This window comes from Pseudoalteromonas amylolytica, from assembly GCF_001854605.1.
GTDB lineage: Bacteria > Pseudomonadota > Gammaproteobacteria > Enterobacterales > Alteromonadaceae > Pseudoalteromonas > Pseudoalteromonas amylolytica.
Genome location: NZ_MKJU01000028.1, coordinates 344895 through 363798, shown reverse-complemented (window position 1 = coordinate 363798; position 18904 = coordinate 344895). Strand labels below are relative to the sequence as shown.

14 protein-coding genes and 1 riboswitch are annotated in these 18904 nt (G+C 45.1%); of the genes, 10 read left to right on the top strand and 4 right to left on the bottom strand.

Going from position 1 to position 18904, the window contains the following annotated elements; translation table 11 throughout:
* Positions 1-7 precede the first annotated feature (7 nt).
* On the bottom strand, positions 8-892 hold the full coding sequence (gene dapA / locus BET10_RS15310; protein WP_070986460.1) for a 4-hydroxy-tetrahydrodipicolinate synthase: 885 nt from the start codon (positions 890-892) through the stop codon (positions 8-10).
* Between the two features lie 112 nt (positions 893-1004).
* Positions 1005-1206, bottom strand: a riboswitch (Lysine riboswitch).
* A gap of 130 nt (positions 1207-1336) precedes the next feature.
* Here dapA and BET10_RS15305 point away from each other — a divergent pair.
* Entirely contained in the window at positions 1337-3082 is a 1746-nt protein-coding gene (locus tag BET10_RS15305) for a response regulator (protein ID WP_070986459.1), read from the top strand.
* Here BET10_RS15305 and BET10_RS15300 read toward each other — a convergent pair.
* Positions 3072-3959 (bottom strand): TraB/GumN family protein, encoded by an 888-nt coding sequence (locus BET10_RS15300; protein ID WP_070986458.1) that lies wholly within the window; start codon positions 3957-3959, stop codon positions 3072-3074. The genes BET10_RS15305 and BET10_RS15300 overlap by 11 nt on opposite strands.
* A 515-nt stretch (positions 3960-4474) precedes the next feature.
* Between BET10_RS15300 and ilvG the strand changes: the two genes are divergently transcribed.
* The 8 genes from ilvG (at position 4475) to can (ending at position 13862) form a co-directional block, all read left to right on the top strand.
* On the top strand, positions 4475-6121 hold the full coding sequence (ilvG, locus tag BET10_RS15295) for an acetolactate synthase 2 catalytic subunit (protein ID WP_070986457.1): 1647 nt from the start codon (positions 4475-4477) through the stop codon (positions 6119-6121).
* Positions 6121-6363 (top strand): acetolactate synthase 2 small subunit, encoded by a 243-nt coding sequence (gene ilvM / locus BET10_RS15290; RefSeq protein ID WP_070986456.1) that lies wholly within the window; start codon positions 6121-6123, stop codon positions 6361-6363. Before ilvG ends, ilvM begins: the two co-directional genes overlap by 1 nt.
* A 39-nt stretch (positions 6364-6402) precedes the next feature.
* Positions 6403-7326: a branched-chain amino acid transaminase gene (locus BET10_RS15285; protein ID WP_070986455.1), complete on the top strand. Its 924-nt coding sequence runs from the start codon at positions 6403-6405 to the stop codon at positions 7324-7326.
* A gap of 94 nt (positions 7327-7420) precedes the next feature.
* Positions 7421-9277: a dihydroxy-acid dehydratase gene (gene ilvD, locus BET10_RS15280; RefSeq protein WP_070986454.1), complete on the top strand. Its 1857-nt coding sequence runs from the start codon at positions 7421-7423 to the stop codon at positions 9275-9277.
* 2 nt (positions 9278-9279) lie between these two features.
* Positions 9280-10821: a threonine ammonia-lyase, biosynthetic gene (gene ilvA, locus BET10_RS15275; protein WP_070986453.1), complete on the top strand. Its 1542-nt coding sequence runs from the start codon at positions 9280-9282 to the stop codon at positions 10819-10821.
* Positions 10822-10884: 63 nt separating this feature from the next.
* Entirely contained in the window at positions 10885-11985 is a 1101-nt protein-coding gene (locus BET10_RS15270; protein ID WP_083330570.1) for an ABC transporter substrate-binding protein, read from the top strand.
* Positions 11986-12018: 33 nt separating this feature from the next.
* Positions 12019-13221: a methyltransferase gene (locus BET10_RS15265; RefSeq protein ID WP_070986498.1), complete on the top strand. Its 1203-nt coding sequence runs from the start codon at positions 12019-12021 to the stop codon at positions 13219-13221.
* Positions 13209-13862, top strand: coding sequence for a carbonate dehydratase (gene can / locus BET10_RS15260; RefSeq protein WP_070986452.1), 654 nt, complete (start codon positions 13209-13211; stop codon positions 13860-13862). The genes BET10_RS15265 and can overlap by 13 nt, the downstream gene beginning before the upstream one ends.
* Before the next feature lie 4 nt (positions 13863-13866).
* Here the strand turns inward: can and ubiK are convergent, their stop codons facing one another.
* Positions 13867-14133: a ubiquinone biosynthesis accessory factor UbiK gene (gene ubiK, locus BET10_RS15255; RefSeq protein WP_070986451.1), complete on the bottom strand. Its 267-nt coding sequence runs from the start codon at positions 14131-14133 to the stop codon at positions 13867-13869.
* Positions 14134-14254: 121 nt separating this feature from the next.
* Here ubiK and rep point away from each other — a divergent pair, with 121 nt between their 5' ends.
* A complete protein-coding gene (rep, locus tag BET10_RS15250; protein WP_070986450.1) occupies positions 14255-16270 on the top strand; it encodes a DNA helicase Rep in 2016 nt (671 codons plus the stop codon).
* Here the strand turns inward: rep and BET10_RS15245 are convergent.
* The gene (locus BET10_RS15245; protein WP_070986449.1) at positions 16254-18833 is read right to left on the bottom strand and encodes a sensor domain-containing diguanylate cyclase; all 2580 of its coding nucleotides are present in this window, start codon (positions 18831-18833) and stop codon (positions 16254-16256) included. The two genes, rep and BET10_RS15245, sit on opposite strands and share 17 nt — an antisense overlap.
* Positions 18834-18904: the final 71 nt, after the last annotated feature.

Here is an 18904-nt window from a genome sequence, read left to right as displayed (position 1 = left end):
AGTTGCCTTAATTCCAAGATAAAATTGAGTCGTTTGCGCTGTGAAGTGCCTGCGTACATGGCAGTTCAAGATGCGTCAGGGGTGGACGAAGATGAGGTGTAGCCAGCTTACCTTGAGCGTGCATTAACACCTTCACAGGAATGGGGTTGGCCACACTAAACAGGCTGTTGACCGCGCTTGTCCAAGTGGTAAATAAGTTAGGAAAGGTGCCCGCAAGTGAGCGGCGGACAAACTCTGCTGTTTGTTCTGGCCATGCATTGGCGGCAACCGAAACGAGCCCTGCGGCACCCGCTTGAGCAAAGTAGGGCATCAGTCCATCGTCACCGCTGTAGATGGCAATATTTGGTGCGGCATTGCGAAATGCTTCGAAGGTGGCAATGTCACCACTGGCCTCTTTTATGGCCCAGAAATTATCATGATGTTGCAGGTTTTTTAGTACCTTAGGCGTAATTGAAACCGCGCTGCGACCTGGCACGTTATACAGCATACATGGTTTTTGTGCTTTGCTGAGCAACGCATCAAACCATTGTGTTTGGCCGACATCGCCCGGTTTGGCGTACACAGGAGAGCCAAGCAGATAGGCATCAATGGCAAGCGTATTGCAAAATTCTATCCACGCCAGTTGCTCTTGCAAGTTAAACCCACCGACGGCAACCATTAATGGCACAGTTGGGGCGAGCGCGCTCACATACTCGACAATGGCGCGTTGCTCATGCTTATCCAGCGCCAGTCCTTCGCCAGTACTACCGAGGATCAGAATGCCATTATTGGCTTGTTGTTGCTCGTTAACGAGCTGTTCAAGCGTGTTGTAGTCAACGTTATCGTCTGCATCAAAGGGCGTAACCAAAGCAGTCCACAACGGATAATTGGATAAATCAAATTGTGATTTCATCTCTACCGAACTTATATCGTGTTCGGAGTAAGGCAAGAGTCCAAACTTCGAACAGTTAAAATTCGAAGAGCAATGGACTTAAAAATGACAAGGCAAATGGCCTTATTATTTTAAGACCAGAAGCTCTCCACCAAACATATTTATTTTGCTGTAACGCAAAACAATTGGTGACAGTCGCTGGGATTCAGCCCAGTCGCCCGAAATTAATCGCTAGCAAAACAATTAACTTCTCGGCGTTAGTTCCCCTCACTGTGTGTCATGGGAGTTTGCTCTCCTCGACACAGCTACCTGAATAACGCACCTCTTCCAGCCCTCACTTAAGGCATTAGCCTTGAGTGCAAAATAGGGTGAGCGCGCATTGAAACATTTTAGCCATCTAGGTGTCAAGTGGCTAAACACCAATCAGAGCAATTTGAACTACACTATCATGGTGAAGGATGATGAATGAGAACTATGTTGAAATTAATCAAAGCGATCCGCGCCCGCTATTATTTAGCTGTGTTGGTTATGGCCCTGTTGGTTTCAATGGCAACGGGGTTTATGCAATATTTATTGTATGACAAACAACAAGATGCGACGGTTGTTAACATTGCAGGCATGCAGCGTATGCTGTCTCAAAAAGTGCTGCTTCACGCTCAACGGCTGACAAACTTGAATAATGAGCCGCAGGCGTTTCAGGAGGTTTACAGTCAGTTACAAAGTAGCATTGATAGGTTTGCTGCCAATCACGATTTCTTAATATCGAAAAGTGAACAAGGCAATGGTTTTTTTTCGTCTGAGCTCAATCAGTGGTATTTTTCATCACCCGTGCAGTTGGACCTACGCAGCAGAGATTTCATCTCCCGAGTACGTAATTTGCAGCTCACGGACCGTATTGAGTTAGATGACCTTTACCAGTTGTCACAAAGTCTGTTAATTGACCTAGACGGTGCAGTTCAGCTATTCGAAGCACAAGCGAATCGCGGCATCATAATTCTTCGTTATGTTGAGGGGGTGATATGGCTATTTGCCATGGTGTTGTTGATAGTCGAAGTTAAGTTAATCTTTCGTCCAATGGAAACACAAGTGCTTACAGGCATTCGTGAGCTGGAAAGTCAAAAGCAGCAGACACTACAGGCTTTGAACATGAAGTCGCGGTTTTTGGCGCGAGCCAGCCATGAGTTACGCACGCCGTTACAGTCGATTTTGGGATACCTTGAGCTTTTTCGCAAGGAACATCAACCACCCCATCTGGAACAAGCGATTACCTCGGCTAATCAATTGAATATACTCATCAACGAAATGCACGATTTTAGTCGTTGGGCTAATGATAAAGTGAGTATTCAAATCAGTCGTGCGGACTTGCCAACCATGATTGAAACGGTTGTTGCGCCGTATCGCTTTGCAGCCCAGAAGAAGGACCTATTGTTGCAGGTACAAATGACGGAAAATGAACACCAACGTATATTGTGTGACCACCAGCATGTGGCTTGGGTGTGTTCTCAGCTCATTGATAATGCAATAAAGTTCAGTGATTCAGGCACAATAACACTCACCACGCAATTGCACACCCAAGATGCTCAAAGTAGCTTAACGATACAAGTTAGCGACCAAGGCCAAGGGCTGTCGAAAGAGCTTATCGACTCGTTGAGCGTACACGATGAAAAAAATAATCACTTTCAGGGCATGCAGCTAGGCTTGGTACGCTGTCAGTGGTTGGTCAATGCGATGTCAGGAAAGTTAAACTTTTCAAATGTGCCACAAGGAGGAGCCTGTATCAGCTTTACCATTCCAGTCACGGTCTTAGACGGCAAAGAAACGGTGCAAACGCTGGATGTGTCAGGAAAAAAAGCCTTGCTGGTGGAGGACAATGTTATTAATGCTGTGGTGATCACTAAACAGCTCAAAACCTTAGGCTTTGATGTGGCGCATGTTGAACATGGTAAAGCGGCGCTGCAGGTGCTTGAAACACAAGCGTTTGATGTTATTTTCATGGATTTAAATATGCCTCATATGGATGGTTATGAGGCAATAGAGAAAATAAGAAATCAACTCAACCTGAGAACGACTGTCATTGTGGTCACGGCCAACGATGAGCAGCAGGATTTATCACGGGCGATTGCCTTAGGCGCAGATGCTTATGTGATTAAACCACTGCAACAAGCTGAGATTATTACTGTACTGAGGGAACACGGTGTGGTTACGCAGTGATACGAGTCACTTTGAAACCCCGTTGTTTGAGCTGTTTAATTAACCCATGTTGTTCGGGCAAATGCAGTGCTCCAACTGCAATGAACGTAGCGTGTTCTAACAGTAATGGCGCGAGTGTTTTCATCCATTGGTTATTTCGGTCTATCAACATAACTTGTTCAGAATACTGACCATATTGTGAATCATCGAAGCTAAGATGGTAGTAACTTGTTAGCTTAGCCATATCTCCTGTGGCCCATGCATCAACTAGGTCTACAAAGTAATATTCCACATCACCTAAGTGTTTGAAAGTTTCTGTGAACATCGCATCGCCCGATTGCCCCAACGCGCTCAGCATAGTCAATTGTTGCTCTAACGTTTCCAAGCTAACGATTTTTTTATTAGCCTTTTTGGCATGCGTGAGCACTTGTTTGTCGATACCATATTGTTCACTAAAGCCTAACCTTTGGTATTCCAGCTGAAGCATAGATACCATGACAGCCCAAGGACGATATTGGTTAAATAGAGTGATATCAACGCCTGCGTTGGCGAAATAGCTTTTAAGTGTTTGATAGGTTTCTTTGCTGACTTCAGAAGCCAGTGTTTTATCCGCTGGCAATTGCATGAAAGGCGCTGAGCGTTTTTGAATTTGGGCAGCTGATAATTGGGTGAGATCGACCTCAACAACCACTTGTGTACTGTTGTTGATAGCCTGAGTGACATACTGCGGCAAGCCCTCCATTTTTGGTGTGCCCACATGCACCGTGCCCAGCAAATAAGAGCTAACACCATTTTTTTCAACCTTGAATAATGCCGGGGCGACATGGCCGAATGGGCTAAAGAGCAGTGTGGTAAATAGTAAGATTCCGACACAAGTTCGCAGAAATAAAAATTTCATAGCAGTCCTTAAATAATTTGAGTTCTACCATTTTAAGCACATATGTACCAACTCATAAAAAATTCATGTGTATTTTTATGAAATTAGCTCTGTTGTAAAAGCTGTATTAACAATTAATATTTGAATAATTAATTATATGAGGGGATAGTTTATTTTATTTTATCACTTAAATAGAATTTATTTTTCTTATTTAATGATTTTAACTTTGTATTTGGCATAATATTTATGGTTGACTTAATGGTTCCTGCGGGTTACTAATAGAAAAAGGAACAGGGCTGGCGTGAAGTAACGAAGCCAGACAACAAAAAATTTTAATTGGTGATACAAAGAATGCTAAACACAGCACTAACTCTAGTCGTGATTATCAACGTGGTGATTATTATTACCGCGGGGGCGAGCTAGTGCTGTAAGAAAAGTATTAGTAAGAACCCCCCGCACTGAAAAGTTCGGGGGGTTTTTTGTTTTTAGGGCAAAAATTTAGTTAACAAACGCAAGCAATGGGAATGGGGAAAACAATGACAGGCGCACAACTACTCATAGATTTATTAGCCAAACAAGGCGTAAAAGAGGTATTCGGCTATCCAGGTGGCGCGATTATGCCTATTTACGACGCTTTGTATGGTGCGCCTGTAAAGCATTATTTGACGCGTCACGAACAAGGCGCAGGTTTTGCGGCGGTTGGATATGCGCGTAGCACGGGTAAATTAGGTGTGTGTTTCGCCACATCGGGACCTGGAGCTACCAACCTCATCACTGCGTTGGCAGATGCGATGATGGACTCTGTGCCAGTGCTTGCGATCACAGGGCAAGTTCCAACGGCTGCCATTGGCTCGGACGCCTTTCAAGAAGTTGACGTCTTAGGTATGTCTTTATCTTGCACTAAGCACAGTTACATGGTGGAACGTGCAGAAGATTTAGCAGAAGTACTGCAAGAAGCAATGCATTTGGCGCTATCTGGTCGCCCAGGTCCGGTGTTGGTTGATATCCCTAAAGATATCCAACAGGCTCAGGTGCCATTTCACCCTTGGTTAGCGCTAGATGAGGCACAGCCTCAAGTATCACCAGTACAAGTTCAAAAAGCCGAAACGCTGTTGGCGCAGGCCAAACGACCTGTTGCATACATAGGTGGAGGTGTACAAAGTGCTGATGCTCAAGCCGAGTTGATGCAGTTTTTAAACAAAACGCAAATGCCCGCAGTATCGACATTAAAAGCGCTTGGCAGTGTGTTACCCGATTATGAATACGATTTGGGTATGTTAGGTATGCACGGCGGCCAGGCTGCCAACATTGCGGTGCAAGAGTGTGATCTGCTGGTATGTATCGGGGCTCGTTTTGATGATCGCGTGACGGGTAATTTGGCAAAGTTTGCAGCGAAAGCGGATGTGATCCACTTAGATATCGACCCTGCTGAAGTTGGTAAGCGAAAACCCGCACAAGCGTCACTCATAGCCGACTTGAAACAGTCAATCCCACAATTGAGTTGCTTTGTAACAGACAGTGATTGGCTAAAGACAATAAAAGAACTAAAACAGCTACATGCTTGGCGTTATGATTACCCAGGTGAGCGCGTATTTGCACCGTATTTACTCAATCAATTAAGCCAGAAAATGCCCGACTCGGGTGTGGTGTGCTGTGATGTAGGCCAGCATCAAATGTGGGTGGCGCAGCATATGAAATTTACCCATCCAAGCAATCATTTAAGCAGTGGGGGGGCAGGTACTATGGGATTTGGTTTGCCCGCAGCCATCGGCGCACAAATCGCTCGTCCAGATGATATGGTGATCACCGTCTCTGGCGATGGATCAATCATGATGAACATTCAGGAGTTGGCGACAATACGTCGTAATAACCTGCCAGTTAAGATAGTGATTTTGGACAATCAGCGTCTAGGCATGGTGCGTCAATGGCAACAACTATTTTTTGACGGTCGCTACAGCGAAACAAATTTATCGGACAACCCTGACTTCGTTGCTTTGGCTGCGGTGTTTGGCATACCTGGGCAAACCATCACCCACGCAAATGAAGTAGATGATGCAATAGATACGTTAGTTACTTCACAGGGCCCTTACATATTACATGCCTGTATAGATGATAAAGAAAACGTATGGCCTCTGGTCCCACCAGGTGCTGCAAATGATGAAATGATGACGGAGAAAGCGTAATGAAACACCAGTTAACTGTTGCAGTAAAAAACCATGCCATCGCTGTGGAGCGCTTTTTGCGCGTGGCACGTCACCGCGGCTTTCGCCTTACCCGGCTGGAGTTAGAGGGTAAAGACGAGTTGTTTCATGTCAAAATGACGATAGACAGTGATAAACCCATCTATCTATTAACCTCACAACTAAGTAAGCTTGTGGAAGTGCAGCAAGTTAATCTGCACACACTACAGCAACAGGCAATTTAAATAGTTAATTATATAAAGAATAAGTACAAGGTATTACACATGACAAAAACATCGGAATTAATTTGGCATAACGGCGAGATGATCCCTTATGAGCAAGCAACAACACATATTTTAAGCCATGCTATACACTATGGCAGCTCAGTGTTTGAAGGGATCCGCGCATATGATACGCCAAAAGGTCCGGCGATTTTCCGTCTCAAAGATCACATTAAGCGTCTTTATGATTCAGCGAAAATCTACCGCATAGAGATCCCGTTCACTGAAGATGAATTGATGCAGGCATGTAGAGATGCAGTAAAAGCAAACGGGTTTACTAATGCTTACCTTAGACCATTTGCATTTTTGGGTAACGTTGGTTTGGGTGTTCATCCTAAGTCTCATAAAGCCGATGTCAGTGTCGCCGCGATGGAATGGGGCACCTACCTAGGTGATGGTAGTTTAGAGCAAGGTGTTGATGCATGTATTTCATCTTGGACACGTCTTGCGCCAAACACCATGCCAACGGGTGCGAAAGCGGGTGGCAACTACTTATCTTCTCAGTTGATCACCGCAGAAGCGAAGCGTCATGGCTATGTTGAAGGCATTGCGTTAGATGTAAATGGTTACCTCAGTGAAGGTGCTGGCGAAAACCTATTTGTTATTAAGAATGGCGTGCTTTTCACACCACCGACGACCGCGTGTATTTTACCAGGATTGACTCGCGACACTATCATTAAGCTTGCTCAGTCACGTGGCTATGAAGTACGTGAAGAGTCCATAGCCAGAGAAGCGCTCTACTTAGCTGATGAATTCTTTATGACGGGAACCGCGGCGGAAGTGACGCCAGTACGCAGTGTAGATCAAATTCAAATCGGTGATGGTAAGCGAGGACCAATCACCAAAGAGCTACAGCAAGCGTATTTTGATTTAGTTAAGGGTCAAAGCGAAGACGGCTTTGGCTGGTTGGACTATATCAATAAGTAAGCACGATCACGGCCACCTGAGGTGGCCTTATTTTAGGAATGAGGATAAGTCGATGTAGCGAATGGCTACATCGCAAAGATTAAGGGCAAATATCATGGCAAAATTAAGAAGTAAGACGACGACAGAAGGCAGACAACGCGCAGGGGCAAGAGCACTTTGGCGCGCAACGGGTATGACCGATAGCGACTTTGAAAAACCAATTATCGCGGTTGTGAACTCTTACACTCAATTTGTGCCAGGACACGTGCACCTTAATCAGCTCAGTGAATTGATGGCCGAAACCATTCGTGACGCAGGTGGCGTACCCAGAGAGTTTAATACCATTGCTATTGATGATGGTATCGCCATGGGCCATGGTGGCATGTTGTACTCGTTACCATCGAGAGACTTAATCGCCGACTCGGTTGAGTATATGGTCAATGCGCACTGTGCCGATGCCATGGTATGTATTTCCAACTGCGACAAAATAACCCCAGGAATGCTACTGGCTGCATTACGCTTGAATATTCCCGTTGTGTTTGTCTCTGGCGGGCCAATGGAAGCAGGTAAAACCCGTTTAGCAGACATCGACATCAAACTAGATTTGGTTGATGCAATGGTAAAGGGAGCGGATCCTAATGTAAGTGATGAAGACTCTGAGCAAGTTGAGCGTTCAGCCTGTCCTACCTGTGGCTCTTGCTCTGGGATGTTTACAGCTAACTCCATGAACTGTTTGTTAGAGGCTTTGGGTTTAGCATTGCCGGGTAACGGTACGACCTTAGCGACTCACAAAGATAGACAGCAACTATACCAGGCCGCAGGCAAGCGCATTTTGGCGTTATGTGATGAGTACTATCGCAAAGATAATGAAGCTGTGTTGCCGCGCAATATTGCAAATCAAGCTGCATTTACCAATGCCATGACGCTGGACATCGCGATGGGCGGCTCATCGAATACGGTTCTACATTTACTCGCCGCAGCGCAAGAAGGCGGAGTTGATTTTGATATGGATGATATTGACCGTCTTTCCCGTAATACCCCATTTTTGTGTAAGGTTGCTCCAGCGACGCAGCAATACCATATTGAAGATGTACACCGCGCGGGCGGTATCATGGCACTCCTTAATGAACTTGCCAAAGGGGACCGATTAGACCTCAGCGTTGGCCATGTCGCGGGTGGTACGTTGGCAGAGGTACTTAAGCGTTGGGATGCAGCAGACCCGACTAACGAAAAAGCACAGACATTCTTCCGTGCAGGCCCCGCTGGGATCCGTACTACTAAGGCAATGAGTCAAGAGTGTCGTTGGGATGAACTCGATCTCGACCGCGAAAATGGCTGTATTCGCAGTATTGAACATGCATTTCGCCAAGATGGTGGTCTTGCGGTGTTGTCCGGCAATTTAACTCCAGATGGTTGTATTGTGAAAAGCGCAGGGGTTGTTGACGAGATGCTTAACTTTACTGGACCGGCTGTGGTATTTGAATCTCAGGATGATGCTGTAGATGGCATTCTTAATGGTCAGGTGAAAAAGGGTGATGTTGTGGTGATCCGTTATGAGGGGCCAAAGGGGGGGCCGGGTATGCAGGAAATGCTTTATCCGACGAGCTATTTGAAATCTATGGGATTGGATAAAGACTGTGCATTACTGACTGATGGCCGTTTCTCGGGTGGAACATCAGGCTTGTCTATTGGTCACGCGTCACCTGAAGCGGCCAGTGGTGGAGCGTTAGCTCTGGTAGAAAATGGTGACTTAATTCAAATAGATATCCCTAATCGAGGCATTCATTTATTACTCGATGAAACACAAATGGCAGAGCGCCGAGCAAAACAACAAGCGCGCGGCAAAGATGCCTATAAACCGCTTGATAGACAGCGTGTCGTGACACCGGCACTGAAAGCTTACGCACTGCTTGCAACCAGTGCAGACAAAGGAGCCGTGCGTGACCTTGCGAAGTTAGAGGAGTTGAGTTAGCTATGGTATCTCAAGAACTTGATTACTTCCGTGCCATTATTCAAGCGGATATAGCACCCCTTGCAAAAGTCACTGAGGTCAGCCAGATGCATACATTGTCTGAGCGGCTGGGACAAAAAGTTTGGCTTAAACGTGAAGATCAACAGCCTGTTTATTCGTTCAAGCTGCGCGGTGCCTACAATAAGCTACGCCAGTTACCTAAGGGCAGTTTGGTCATCACCGCATCAGCAGGTAATCATGCTCAAGGAGTGGCGCTAAGCGCTGCCCACCTCGGTCATCGCGCAATTATTGTGATGCCAGTGACTACCCCAGAGATCAAAGTCAACTCTGTGCGTAACTTTGGTGGTGAGGTGGTACTACACGGGCATAACTTTGATGCAGCAAAGGCCCATGCTTTTGAGCTTACTGAGCAGTTGAGTGCGGTGTTTGTGCCACCATTTGACGATAAAGATGTCATTATTGGGCAAGGCACGGTGGCGCGAGAGTTGATGCAACAGCTTAATGAGCTCGATGCGGTATTTATCCCTGTTGGCGGTGGTGGTTTGCTCGCAGGGATGGCGGTGTATATCAAATCATTACGTCCTGATATTCAAATTATTGGTGTTGAAGCGCAAGAAAGTGCCTGTTTGCAAGCCGCGCTAGAGGCTGGCGAACCGGTTGAACTTGCACAGGTTGGCGGTTTTGCAGATGGTGTTGCGGTCAAGATCATCGGCTCTGAAACTTTTCGACTGGCGCAAAAGTTTTGTGATCAGGTGGTCACCGTCAGTGTCGATGAAATTTGCGCTGCCGTTCAGGATATATTTGTCGAAACGCGCGCCATTGCAGAGCCATCGGGGGCACTGTCACTGGCGGGCTTAAAAAAATGGAGTCAGCAAGGTAAGCGAGCAGGGCTTAATTTGGCGGCGGTTTTATCGGGGGCAAATTTAAACTTTGATAGGTTGCGTTATATCGCCGAACGCACTGCATTGGGAGCGAAAAACGAGGCATTATTTGGAGTGACCATTGCTGAGGAAAAAGGAAGCTTTAAACGCTTCTGTCAGTCTCTCGGTGGCCGTGCGATAACCGAGTTTAATTATCGCTACGCGGGAGAGGGTGAGGCACAAATATTCGTGGGTGTGGGCCTGCGAGGTGGTCAAGTAGAGCTGGACGAAGTAAAAACCCAGCTGTACAAAAATGGTTATACGTTTGAGGACTTCTCCGATAACGAACTGGCTAAGCTACATTTGCGTTATATGGTTGGCGGTAAACCACCCGTGGCGATTCAAGAGCGTTTATTGCGGTTCGAATTTCCAGAGTACCCAGGGGCATTAGCACGATTTTTAGATACCTTGGGAAGTGATTGGAACATTACGCTGTTTCACTATCGTAACCATGGTGCTGCAGAGGGCAATGTATTGGCAGCTTTTGATATTCCAACGAGTGATTATGCAAAGTTTGACAGTCACTTAGCACAGCTTGGTTATCATTTTAGCGAAGAAACCAATAATCCATGTTTTGCGCAATATTTACAATTGCCAACTGAGCCCAGACGCCAAGCAAGTTAGTTGCATTTATGGCCTATTTTTCTATAGTTATGATTAGAATTTAACCATACTAAGAGAAAAAGGATGACAAGGCGTGTTTTTACCAATGTACTATGGCTAATCAGTCTTTTGCTAGGGGGCTTTAGCCATGCACAGGAACACGTTGTATTACAGCTAAAGTGGGAGCATCAATTTCAGTTTGCGGGCTACTATATGGCCAAGGAAAAAGGCTTTTACGAACAAGCCGGTTTGGACGTTACCCTTGTACCCGGAGACCCGAATAATCCCGATACGCAATTCAAAGTGCTTGCTGGCCAAGCGCATTTTGGTGTTACCCATTCAGGTATCTTACAAGCACGCATGCAAGGCAAACCTTTGGTAGCACTGGCGGCGATACTACAGTCTTCTCCTTATTGCTGGATGGTAAAAGAAAGCTCCAATATATATACCCCTGCCGACTTTACCAACAAACGGATCAGCTATTTGGGTAAGGCCGAAAATGCCGAGTTGATCGTCATGTTGCAGCAAGCAGGTGTTAATGTTACTAAGTTACCCTTGTATTCTGGGTTGTATCCGCTTCGTGATTTTCAAAATGGTTTATTTGATGCGTTACAGGTGTATATCACGAATGAGCCCTTTCAAATGCGACAAGCTGGTATCGCTACCAGACAAATTTGCCCTAAGCAATATGGTATCAATGTCTACGGTGATATTTTGTTTACCAGCGAAAACGTTATTAAACAAAAGCCACAAATGGTAGAGAAGTTTCGTCAGGCAAGCTTGAAAGGTTGGCGTTATGCGATGCTTAATATGAATGAGAGTATTGATGTGATCCGACGTCAGTACAATCCAAACAAGAGTAAAACGCAGTTGGCATACGAAGCCGATACAATGAGACCTTTTATTGCGCAGGCAGGGATCCCTATAGGCAGTATGTCTGAGATCCGCTGGCAGTGGATCGCACAGCTATACAACTATGAACCACAGAAATATCAAAATGAGTTAGATGAGTTTGTCTATCACCCTCAAACGGATGAAGAACCTTACCCTTGGTCTTGGATGCTGGTGGCCGCGTCGCTTTTAACGGTGTTATGTATACCCCTTTATTTACACCTGATCTTCTCAAGGCAACAACAGTACCGTATTTTACAAGCCACACAAGAGGAGAAAAAAGAGGTAGAATAGCGTTTTTAGTTTGTGTGTTGTGCAGCGCTAATCATGTCTTTATTCCATCGATTTACCCACTTAGATACTTTGTTATGCCAAACAAGTCGTTATTGGCAGTTGGTTGCGTTTGAGGCGCGTGCTTTGCCATGGGATAGTGCGCTTAATGAGTGGCTTATGGCGCTCAGTGATGAGCAGGTCACGTATTTAGACAATCATCCGCTACAATTACAGCAGGCATTGTTACCATTTATTCCGCAGTTAGGTGAACTTGATCCTTTGTTGCTTTTGCCCCAAGAACCGCGTGCACGACACCCCCTGCCATTTTGGCTAAGTAACGGCATTAAAGGTCGTAAACTGCTTCAGTTACAAGATTTTGTAAGCCATATTGATGAACATCATTACCCGGTATTGGAATGGTGCGCAGGAAAGGGGCATTTAGGTCGTATGCTTGCCTATGACGGTGCGCCACATGTACATAGCATTGAGTTGCAAGCATCTTTGTGTGAGCAAGGTCAACACAGCGCTCGTCAGCAGGGGTTGCCCATGACATTTAGCTGTGCCGATGTGTTGCGTGACGATACATCTGGGTATTTTAAACAGCAACAACATGCGGTTGCGCTTCATGCTTGTGGACGATTGCATCAGGAATTTATGAGTCAAGCCGTCAACGCTGGCTGTGAAAAAATCAGCTTATCACCGTGTTGCTACCATTTATTCACAGACAGTGTGTACCACGCGATGAGTGATGCGGGACAGCAAAGTGGCCTAAGGTTGACGCACAGTGACATGAAATTGGCTTTGCAAGAAACCGTTACCGCGCCGGAACGTATCGCAAAAGTTCGCAAAAAAGAGGTCACTTGGCGTTTAGGCTTTGATGCTCTACGTCGTGACATTACAGGTGTGGACCACTATGTCAGCGTACCTTCGGTAAACAAAGCTATCTTTTCAGGGGAGTTCTCACAGTTTTGCCAATGGGCAGCACAGCAAAAAGGTATTACCTTGCCACAGCAATGCGATTATAGCGCTTATCTTGTACAAGGGCAGCAGCGTAAAAAGATGACGGATCGTATCGAACTTGTGCGTCACGCATTTAGGCGTGCTATTGAGATCTGGTTGGTCCTCGATAGGGCTTTATATTTACAGGCATCTGGGTATGATGTCAGTCTTTATGAATTTTGTGACAAACAGCTAACGCCTCGGAATATCCTGATCCAAGCGACGGCCAAAATAGAGGAAAGCACATGTGCTCGCTAGATCACTTACTAGAGAATAATCAACAGTGGGCCCAGCGCACGCAACAGCGCGACCCTAACTTTTTCAAAAAACTGGCCGGACAGCAAAATCCAGATTATTTATGGATAGGCTGCTCAGACTCTCGTGTGCCGGCCAATGAAATAGTTGATTTGATGCCAGGTGAACTGTTTGTACACCGCAATGTCGCCAATGTGGTCGTTCATACGGATCATAATTGTCTGTCAGTGATGCAGTATGCGGTTGAAGTGCTTAAGGTTGAGCATATCATGGTGGTCGGGCACTATGGCTGTGGTGGTGTACAGGCGGTGTTGGATGAGGCGCGCTTTGGCTTAATTGATAATTGGCTGCGTCACGTTGCCGATGTGAAAGAAAAACATCAAGCTATGTTATCAACAATAGAATTGTCACGACGCTGTGCTGCATTGTGTGAACTGAACGTGATCGATCAGGTACGTAATGTGTGTTTAACCAATGTGGTACAGGATGCTTGGACACGCGGGCAGCAATTGACCATACATGGCTGGGTTTACGGGCTAGAAGATGGTCTTTTACACGAAGTGCAAGAGCAGACATCACAACCTGAGTATATTAATGCTGGATATACTCAGGCGGTGGAACTGGTGGCAAAGCGCTATTTATAAGCGCTTATTCTTCAGCGCTATCTGCGTTGGTGAGTTTTGCTTCTAGCTGCGCCACTTTGGCTTCTAGCTCTGCTAATTTTTCACGGGTGCGGATCAGCACCTTACTTTGAATATCAAACTCTTCTCTGCTGACAAAATCCATCTCGGCCAGTTTATTTTGAATAACCTGCTTAGTTTTGCTCTCAAAAGTGTCGGCAAGGTTCTTCACGCCTTGTGGCATGTTGCTGGAAATTTGCTTTGCGATCTCTTCTATTTTTGCTGGGTTAATCATTTCAGATCCCTTCTTCAAAATATGCTTGTGCTCATCTTAGCAAATGCTTTGCCAAGCGCCTAGGCGCACCGAGCGCTTTACGGTAAAATATCACTTCGGTAGCACAACACATAGTCTGGCAATGAAACTCAATCCAAAACAAGACGAAGCGGTAAAATACATCAGTGGTCCTTGCTTAGTACTCGCAGGGGCGGGTTCCGGAAAAACACGTGTAATTACCAATAAAATCGCTTACTTAGTACAAAAATGTGAGTATCAGGCAAAGAATATTGCCGCTGTGACATTTACCAACAAAGCTGCTAAAGAAATGCGGGAGCGGGTCTCGCAAACACTGGGCAAACAAGAGTCAAAGGGCTTATGGGTATCCACATTTCACACGCTTGGACTTGAGATAATAAAAAAAGAGCTAAAAACACTCGGTTATAAAGCCAACTTCTCTTTGCTAGATGATCAGGATACCAATCAACTACTGAGCGAACTGACAGAAAAAGAATTAGAAAAAGATAAAGATTTGCTGAATTTACTCAAGATGCAAATTGGTAACTGGAAGAACGAATTGATCTTGCCACAAAGGGCAATAGCCGAAGCTAGGGAGCCACAAAAGGCGTTATTTGCCCAGTTATATGCGCGTTATCAAACTCAGCTACGTGCCTATAACGCGTTTGATTTTGATGATTTGATCATGGTACCGACCTTGTTGCTGTCGCAGTCCACAGAAGTTCGAGAGCGCTGGCAGGCGCGTTTTCGTTATTTATTGGTGGATGAGTATCAAGATACCAATACTAGCCAGTACCAGTTGGTAAAACTGTTGGTAGGTGAACGAGCCAGATTTACTGTGGTGGGTGATGACGACCAGTCAATTTATTCATGGCGTGGCGCGAAACCACAGAACTTAGTGTTGCTATCCAAAGATTTCCCCGGTTTGCGGCTCATCAAACTTGAGCAAAACTATCGTAGTTGCAAACGGATATTAAAAGCAGCCAATATTCTCATTGCCAACAACCCACATGAGTTTGATAAACAATTATTCAGTGAGCTGGAAAACGGTGACCCGATCAGGGTTATTGCAACACGTGACGAAGAGCATGAGGCTGAGCGTGTTGTTGCAGAGATTATATCTCACAAATTTATGAAGCGTACGAGCTATAAAGATTACGCCATTTTGTATCGCGGCAACCATCAGGCAAGAGTGTTTGAAAAGTCGCTGATGAGTAACCGTATTCCTTACAAAATAAGCGGCGGAATGTCATTTTTCTCGCGTAGTGAGATCAAAGATATCATGGCGTATCTGCGCTTGTTGGTAAATCAGGATGACGACAATGCTTTCTTACGTATAGTTAATACACCGCGACGAGAAATCGGGCCTGTGACACTTGAAAAGCTTGGTAGCTTGGCAAATGAGAAGCATATCAGCTTGTTTGAGGCCTGTTTTGATCCTCTATTGGCAGAGCGTTTGGCTGGTCGAGGGTTTAATGCTCTGATGGGATTCGCCCGTTGGGTTGTAGAGTTATCCGATAGGGCGGTGCGTGGTGATACATTAGAAGCGGTGAAAGATATGGTCCGTGAAACCAACTATGAAGCCTATCTTTACGAGTCTTCCCCCAGTGCCAAAGCTGCTGAAATGCGCATGAAGAACGTTTCCGAGTTATATCGCTGGATCACAGACATGCTTACAGGAGACAGCGACAATCCAGCCATGACGCTTGCTGAAGTGGTGAGCAAGCTCACGCTCAGAGATATGCTTGAGCGTAACGAAGAAGAAGACGATTCTGATGCGGTACAATTGCTTACATTGCACGCATCCAAAGGATTGGAGTATCCACATGTATTTATGGTTGGCATGGAAGAAGGTTTTTTACCACACCAGACGAGTATTGATGAGGATAATGTTGAGGAAGAACGTCGTTTAGCTTATGTGGGAGTAACACGCGCCCAGCAAACATTGACGTTGACACATGCCAAGAATCGCCGTCAGTTTGGTGAGGTCGCGACACCCGAGATAAGCCGTTTTGTACAAGAGCTGCCGCAGGATGATCTAAGCTATGAAGGCCAAAAGAAAACTGTGGCTTCACAAGCGGAACGTATGGAAAAAGGTCAAGCCAGAGTCGCCAATCTAAGAGCTATATTAAAACGATAGGGCCACTTGAGCTTTGCGAGACAACCTTGCTGACAGAGGCTTCTTGCAGCAAGTCCACACTATGTTGTTTGCCAAAAAATAACTCAATCCCATGGCTTTCTAATAAGCCTCGGAAATTTAAAATAGCGGGGCCTTTGGCTATCACTTGTGTTTGTTTTAGCTTAGTTACCGCTAATATCCCCTGTAGTTGAAGGTCATAGCAACGCTGCTGTAGTACTCGCTTGCTAAATGTCGAGCTTAACAATAGATATTTAAAATCATGTTGAGTCAGCATGGCAAGATCGCAGCGATCCTTAGCAAAGTCGTTTAACCCTACATGCTCACCCATATCGCACAGTGTTTTGAGATTCTCTAACTGTTGGCTAGAGGCGTGTCGCAGCGCGGCTTCGTCGAACAATAAGCACATTTGATGTTTAGCGCTTTTTAACAATTGGCATAATGGATTAAAAGCTTGGTTATCAAGTACTACTAAAGAGCAGGCGAACAATAGGTCTTGAGACTGGGTATTACCTATGTGTATCACTTGTTTGAGAAGTTGTAATTCAATCTCTAGCTGCTCAGTTTTTTCTGCTGCAAATTTTTTCAATATGTCGAAATTGGTACTGCCCAGTATGGGATGTTCTCCAAATGCATCTATCAGGCTAATAGAATTTATTTTGTCAGCCATAGAAATCACTTCGGTACGTCGAAAGTGTGTCGGCAATGCACTTAAATGATGGTGCTCGATATGCTTATTTGCTCCTGAGCTTGCAGTGAGCAATGGATGGTAAAATTCATACCGACCACGACCTGCATTTTTGGCATAGTACATTGCGGCATCTGCATCACGAATGATTTCGTCAATGTTGTTGTAGCGTTTATTACTGTACGTGATGCCAATACTTGCACCACTTTGCACACAGATGCCTTTCATACAAAATGGTTGTTGCATGACTCGAATAATACGCTTTGCGACATCTTCGGCCTGCTGTTTATCGCTGAGATGATCCAACAGTATGACAAATTCATCGCCAGCTAAGCGTGCGAGCAAATCATGATCTCTGATACAGTCGGCAAAAGTTTTACTTACCCAAATCAAGAATTGATCACCAGCTTGGTGACCAAGTTCATCATTAATAGACTTGAACTTGTCTAAATCGATGAACAGTACAGCAAAGTGATGATCAGGATGACGTTGGAATTTGTGTAATGTTTTTTCTAATTGCGTTAGAAATAAACTACGATTGGGCAGGCTCGTCAGCGGATCGTGATGTGCGTCGTGATATAACTGCTGTTCAATTTTTTTACGCTCTTCAATTTGCATTTGCAGATGTAAATTGGTTTGCTGTAATGCCTTGGTTTTTTCTGCTACGCGATGCTCAAGCTCTTGGTGACTACTCTTAAGTGCTTGATTAGCTAGGTGAGTTTGTAATACCGATGCTATCTGGTTGGATACGAATGAGATCAGTTCAACATCATCGTAATCAAACTCATATTTATGATCATACGCCTGACATGCGATCAGTCCTATCACACCATTGGCGGTTTTTAACGGCGCCCCCATCCAGCTAGTTGCCAGCTGAATTTTATTATACTCTTTGGAACGTTGTACGGTGCCTTCGGCAATCAGCGTTTTTGCCCGCACAGTATCAATGAGCTGGCTTTGCTCCGTGCGGATCACCAGTTCACTATAGCCTTTTGCGAAAGGTCTGGGTTTATATTGTGTGACTTCATCAACGCTATAAGGGAAGCTTAGCCAGCCTGCATGTTTGTCATACAAAGCAATATATAGGTTATCAGCGAAGGTAATTGAACGAATGATGTCATGTACTTGTTTGTATACATCATCGATGTCACTAAATTGCGTCGCCAGCTCAGATATCTTGAAGAGGATCTGTTGGCGATCCAGCGCTCGTTTACGGTGCTCAATCTCTTTGTTGAGGGCTTCGTTGCTTTGCATCAATGCTCTAGTGCGAATTTTAACCTCAGACTCAAGTAATTCACGCTTTTTGACACGCTCGATGGCGGTTGCCAAGTATAAAGACATCACCTCAAGCAGCTCGATTTGTTGCTCGCTGTAGCTTTGTTTTGCCTGATAACTTTGCGACACCATCACACCAATAATGTTACTGTCGCGATAAATGGGCACGCCAACCCAATGCTCGGCTTGACTGCCCAGCGCCTTAAACTCCCCTTTTTTGGTTTGTTCAAGCATACTCTCTTTGGTGAGGTAAACGGTCTCACCTGTGCGAAAAACGTACCCAGTCACTCCGTCGGAAAAGTGGCTGTCTTCATGTAGTGGTACAGCAATGCCATCTTTTTCATCGACAAAATAAGATAATTCAAGGGTTTGTGTATATTGATTTTGAAGTACTACGTAGAAACTGCGACTGGGAAGGTACTTGACTAAAATGTCATGTATCGCAGGATAAAGCAAAGTCAGTTCCGCAACCGTACTTGCCCGTTCTGATAATAAAATCAGAGCGTGCTGTAAGTGGTTGTTCTGTTTATACTTTTTAAGTAAAAACCGTAAACGTTTATTATTACGTTCAAGTTTTCGAAGTACAGGTGAGGGATCTTCCAATGATTTAACCCATAGTTATTATTATCTGCTCAATTATTATCCGTATATTTTCACTTTTATTGGCAAGGGTC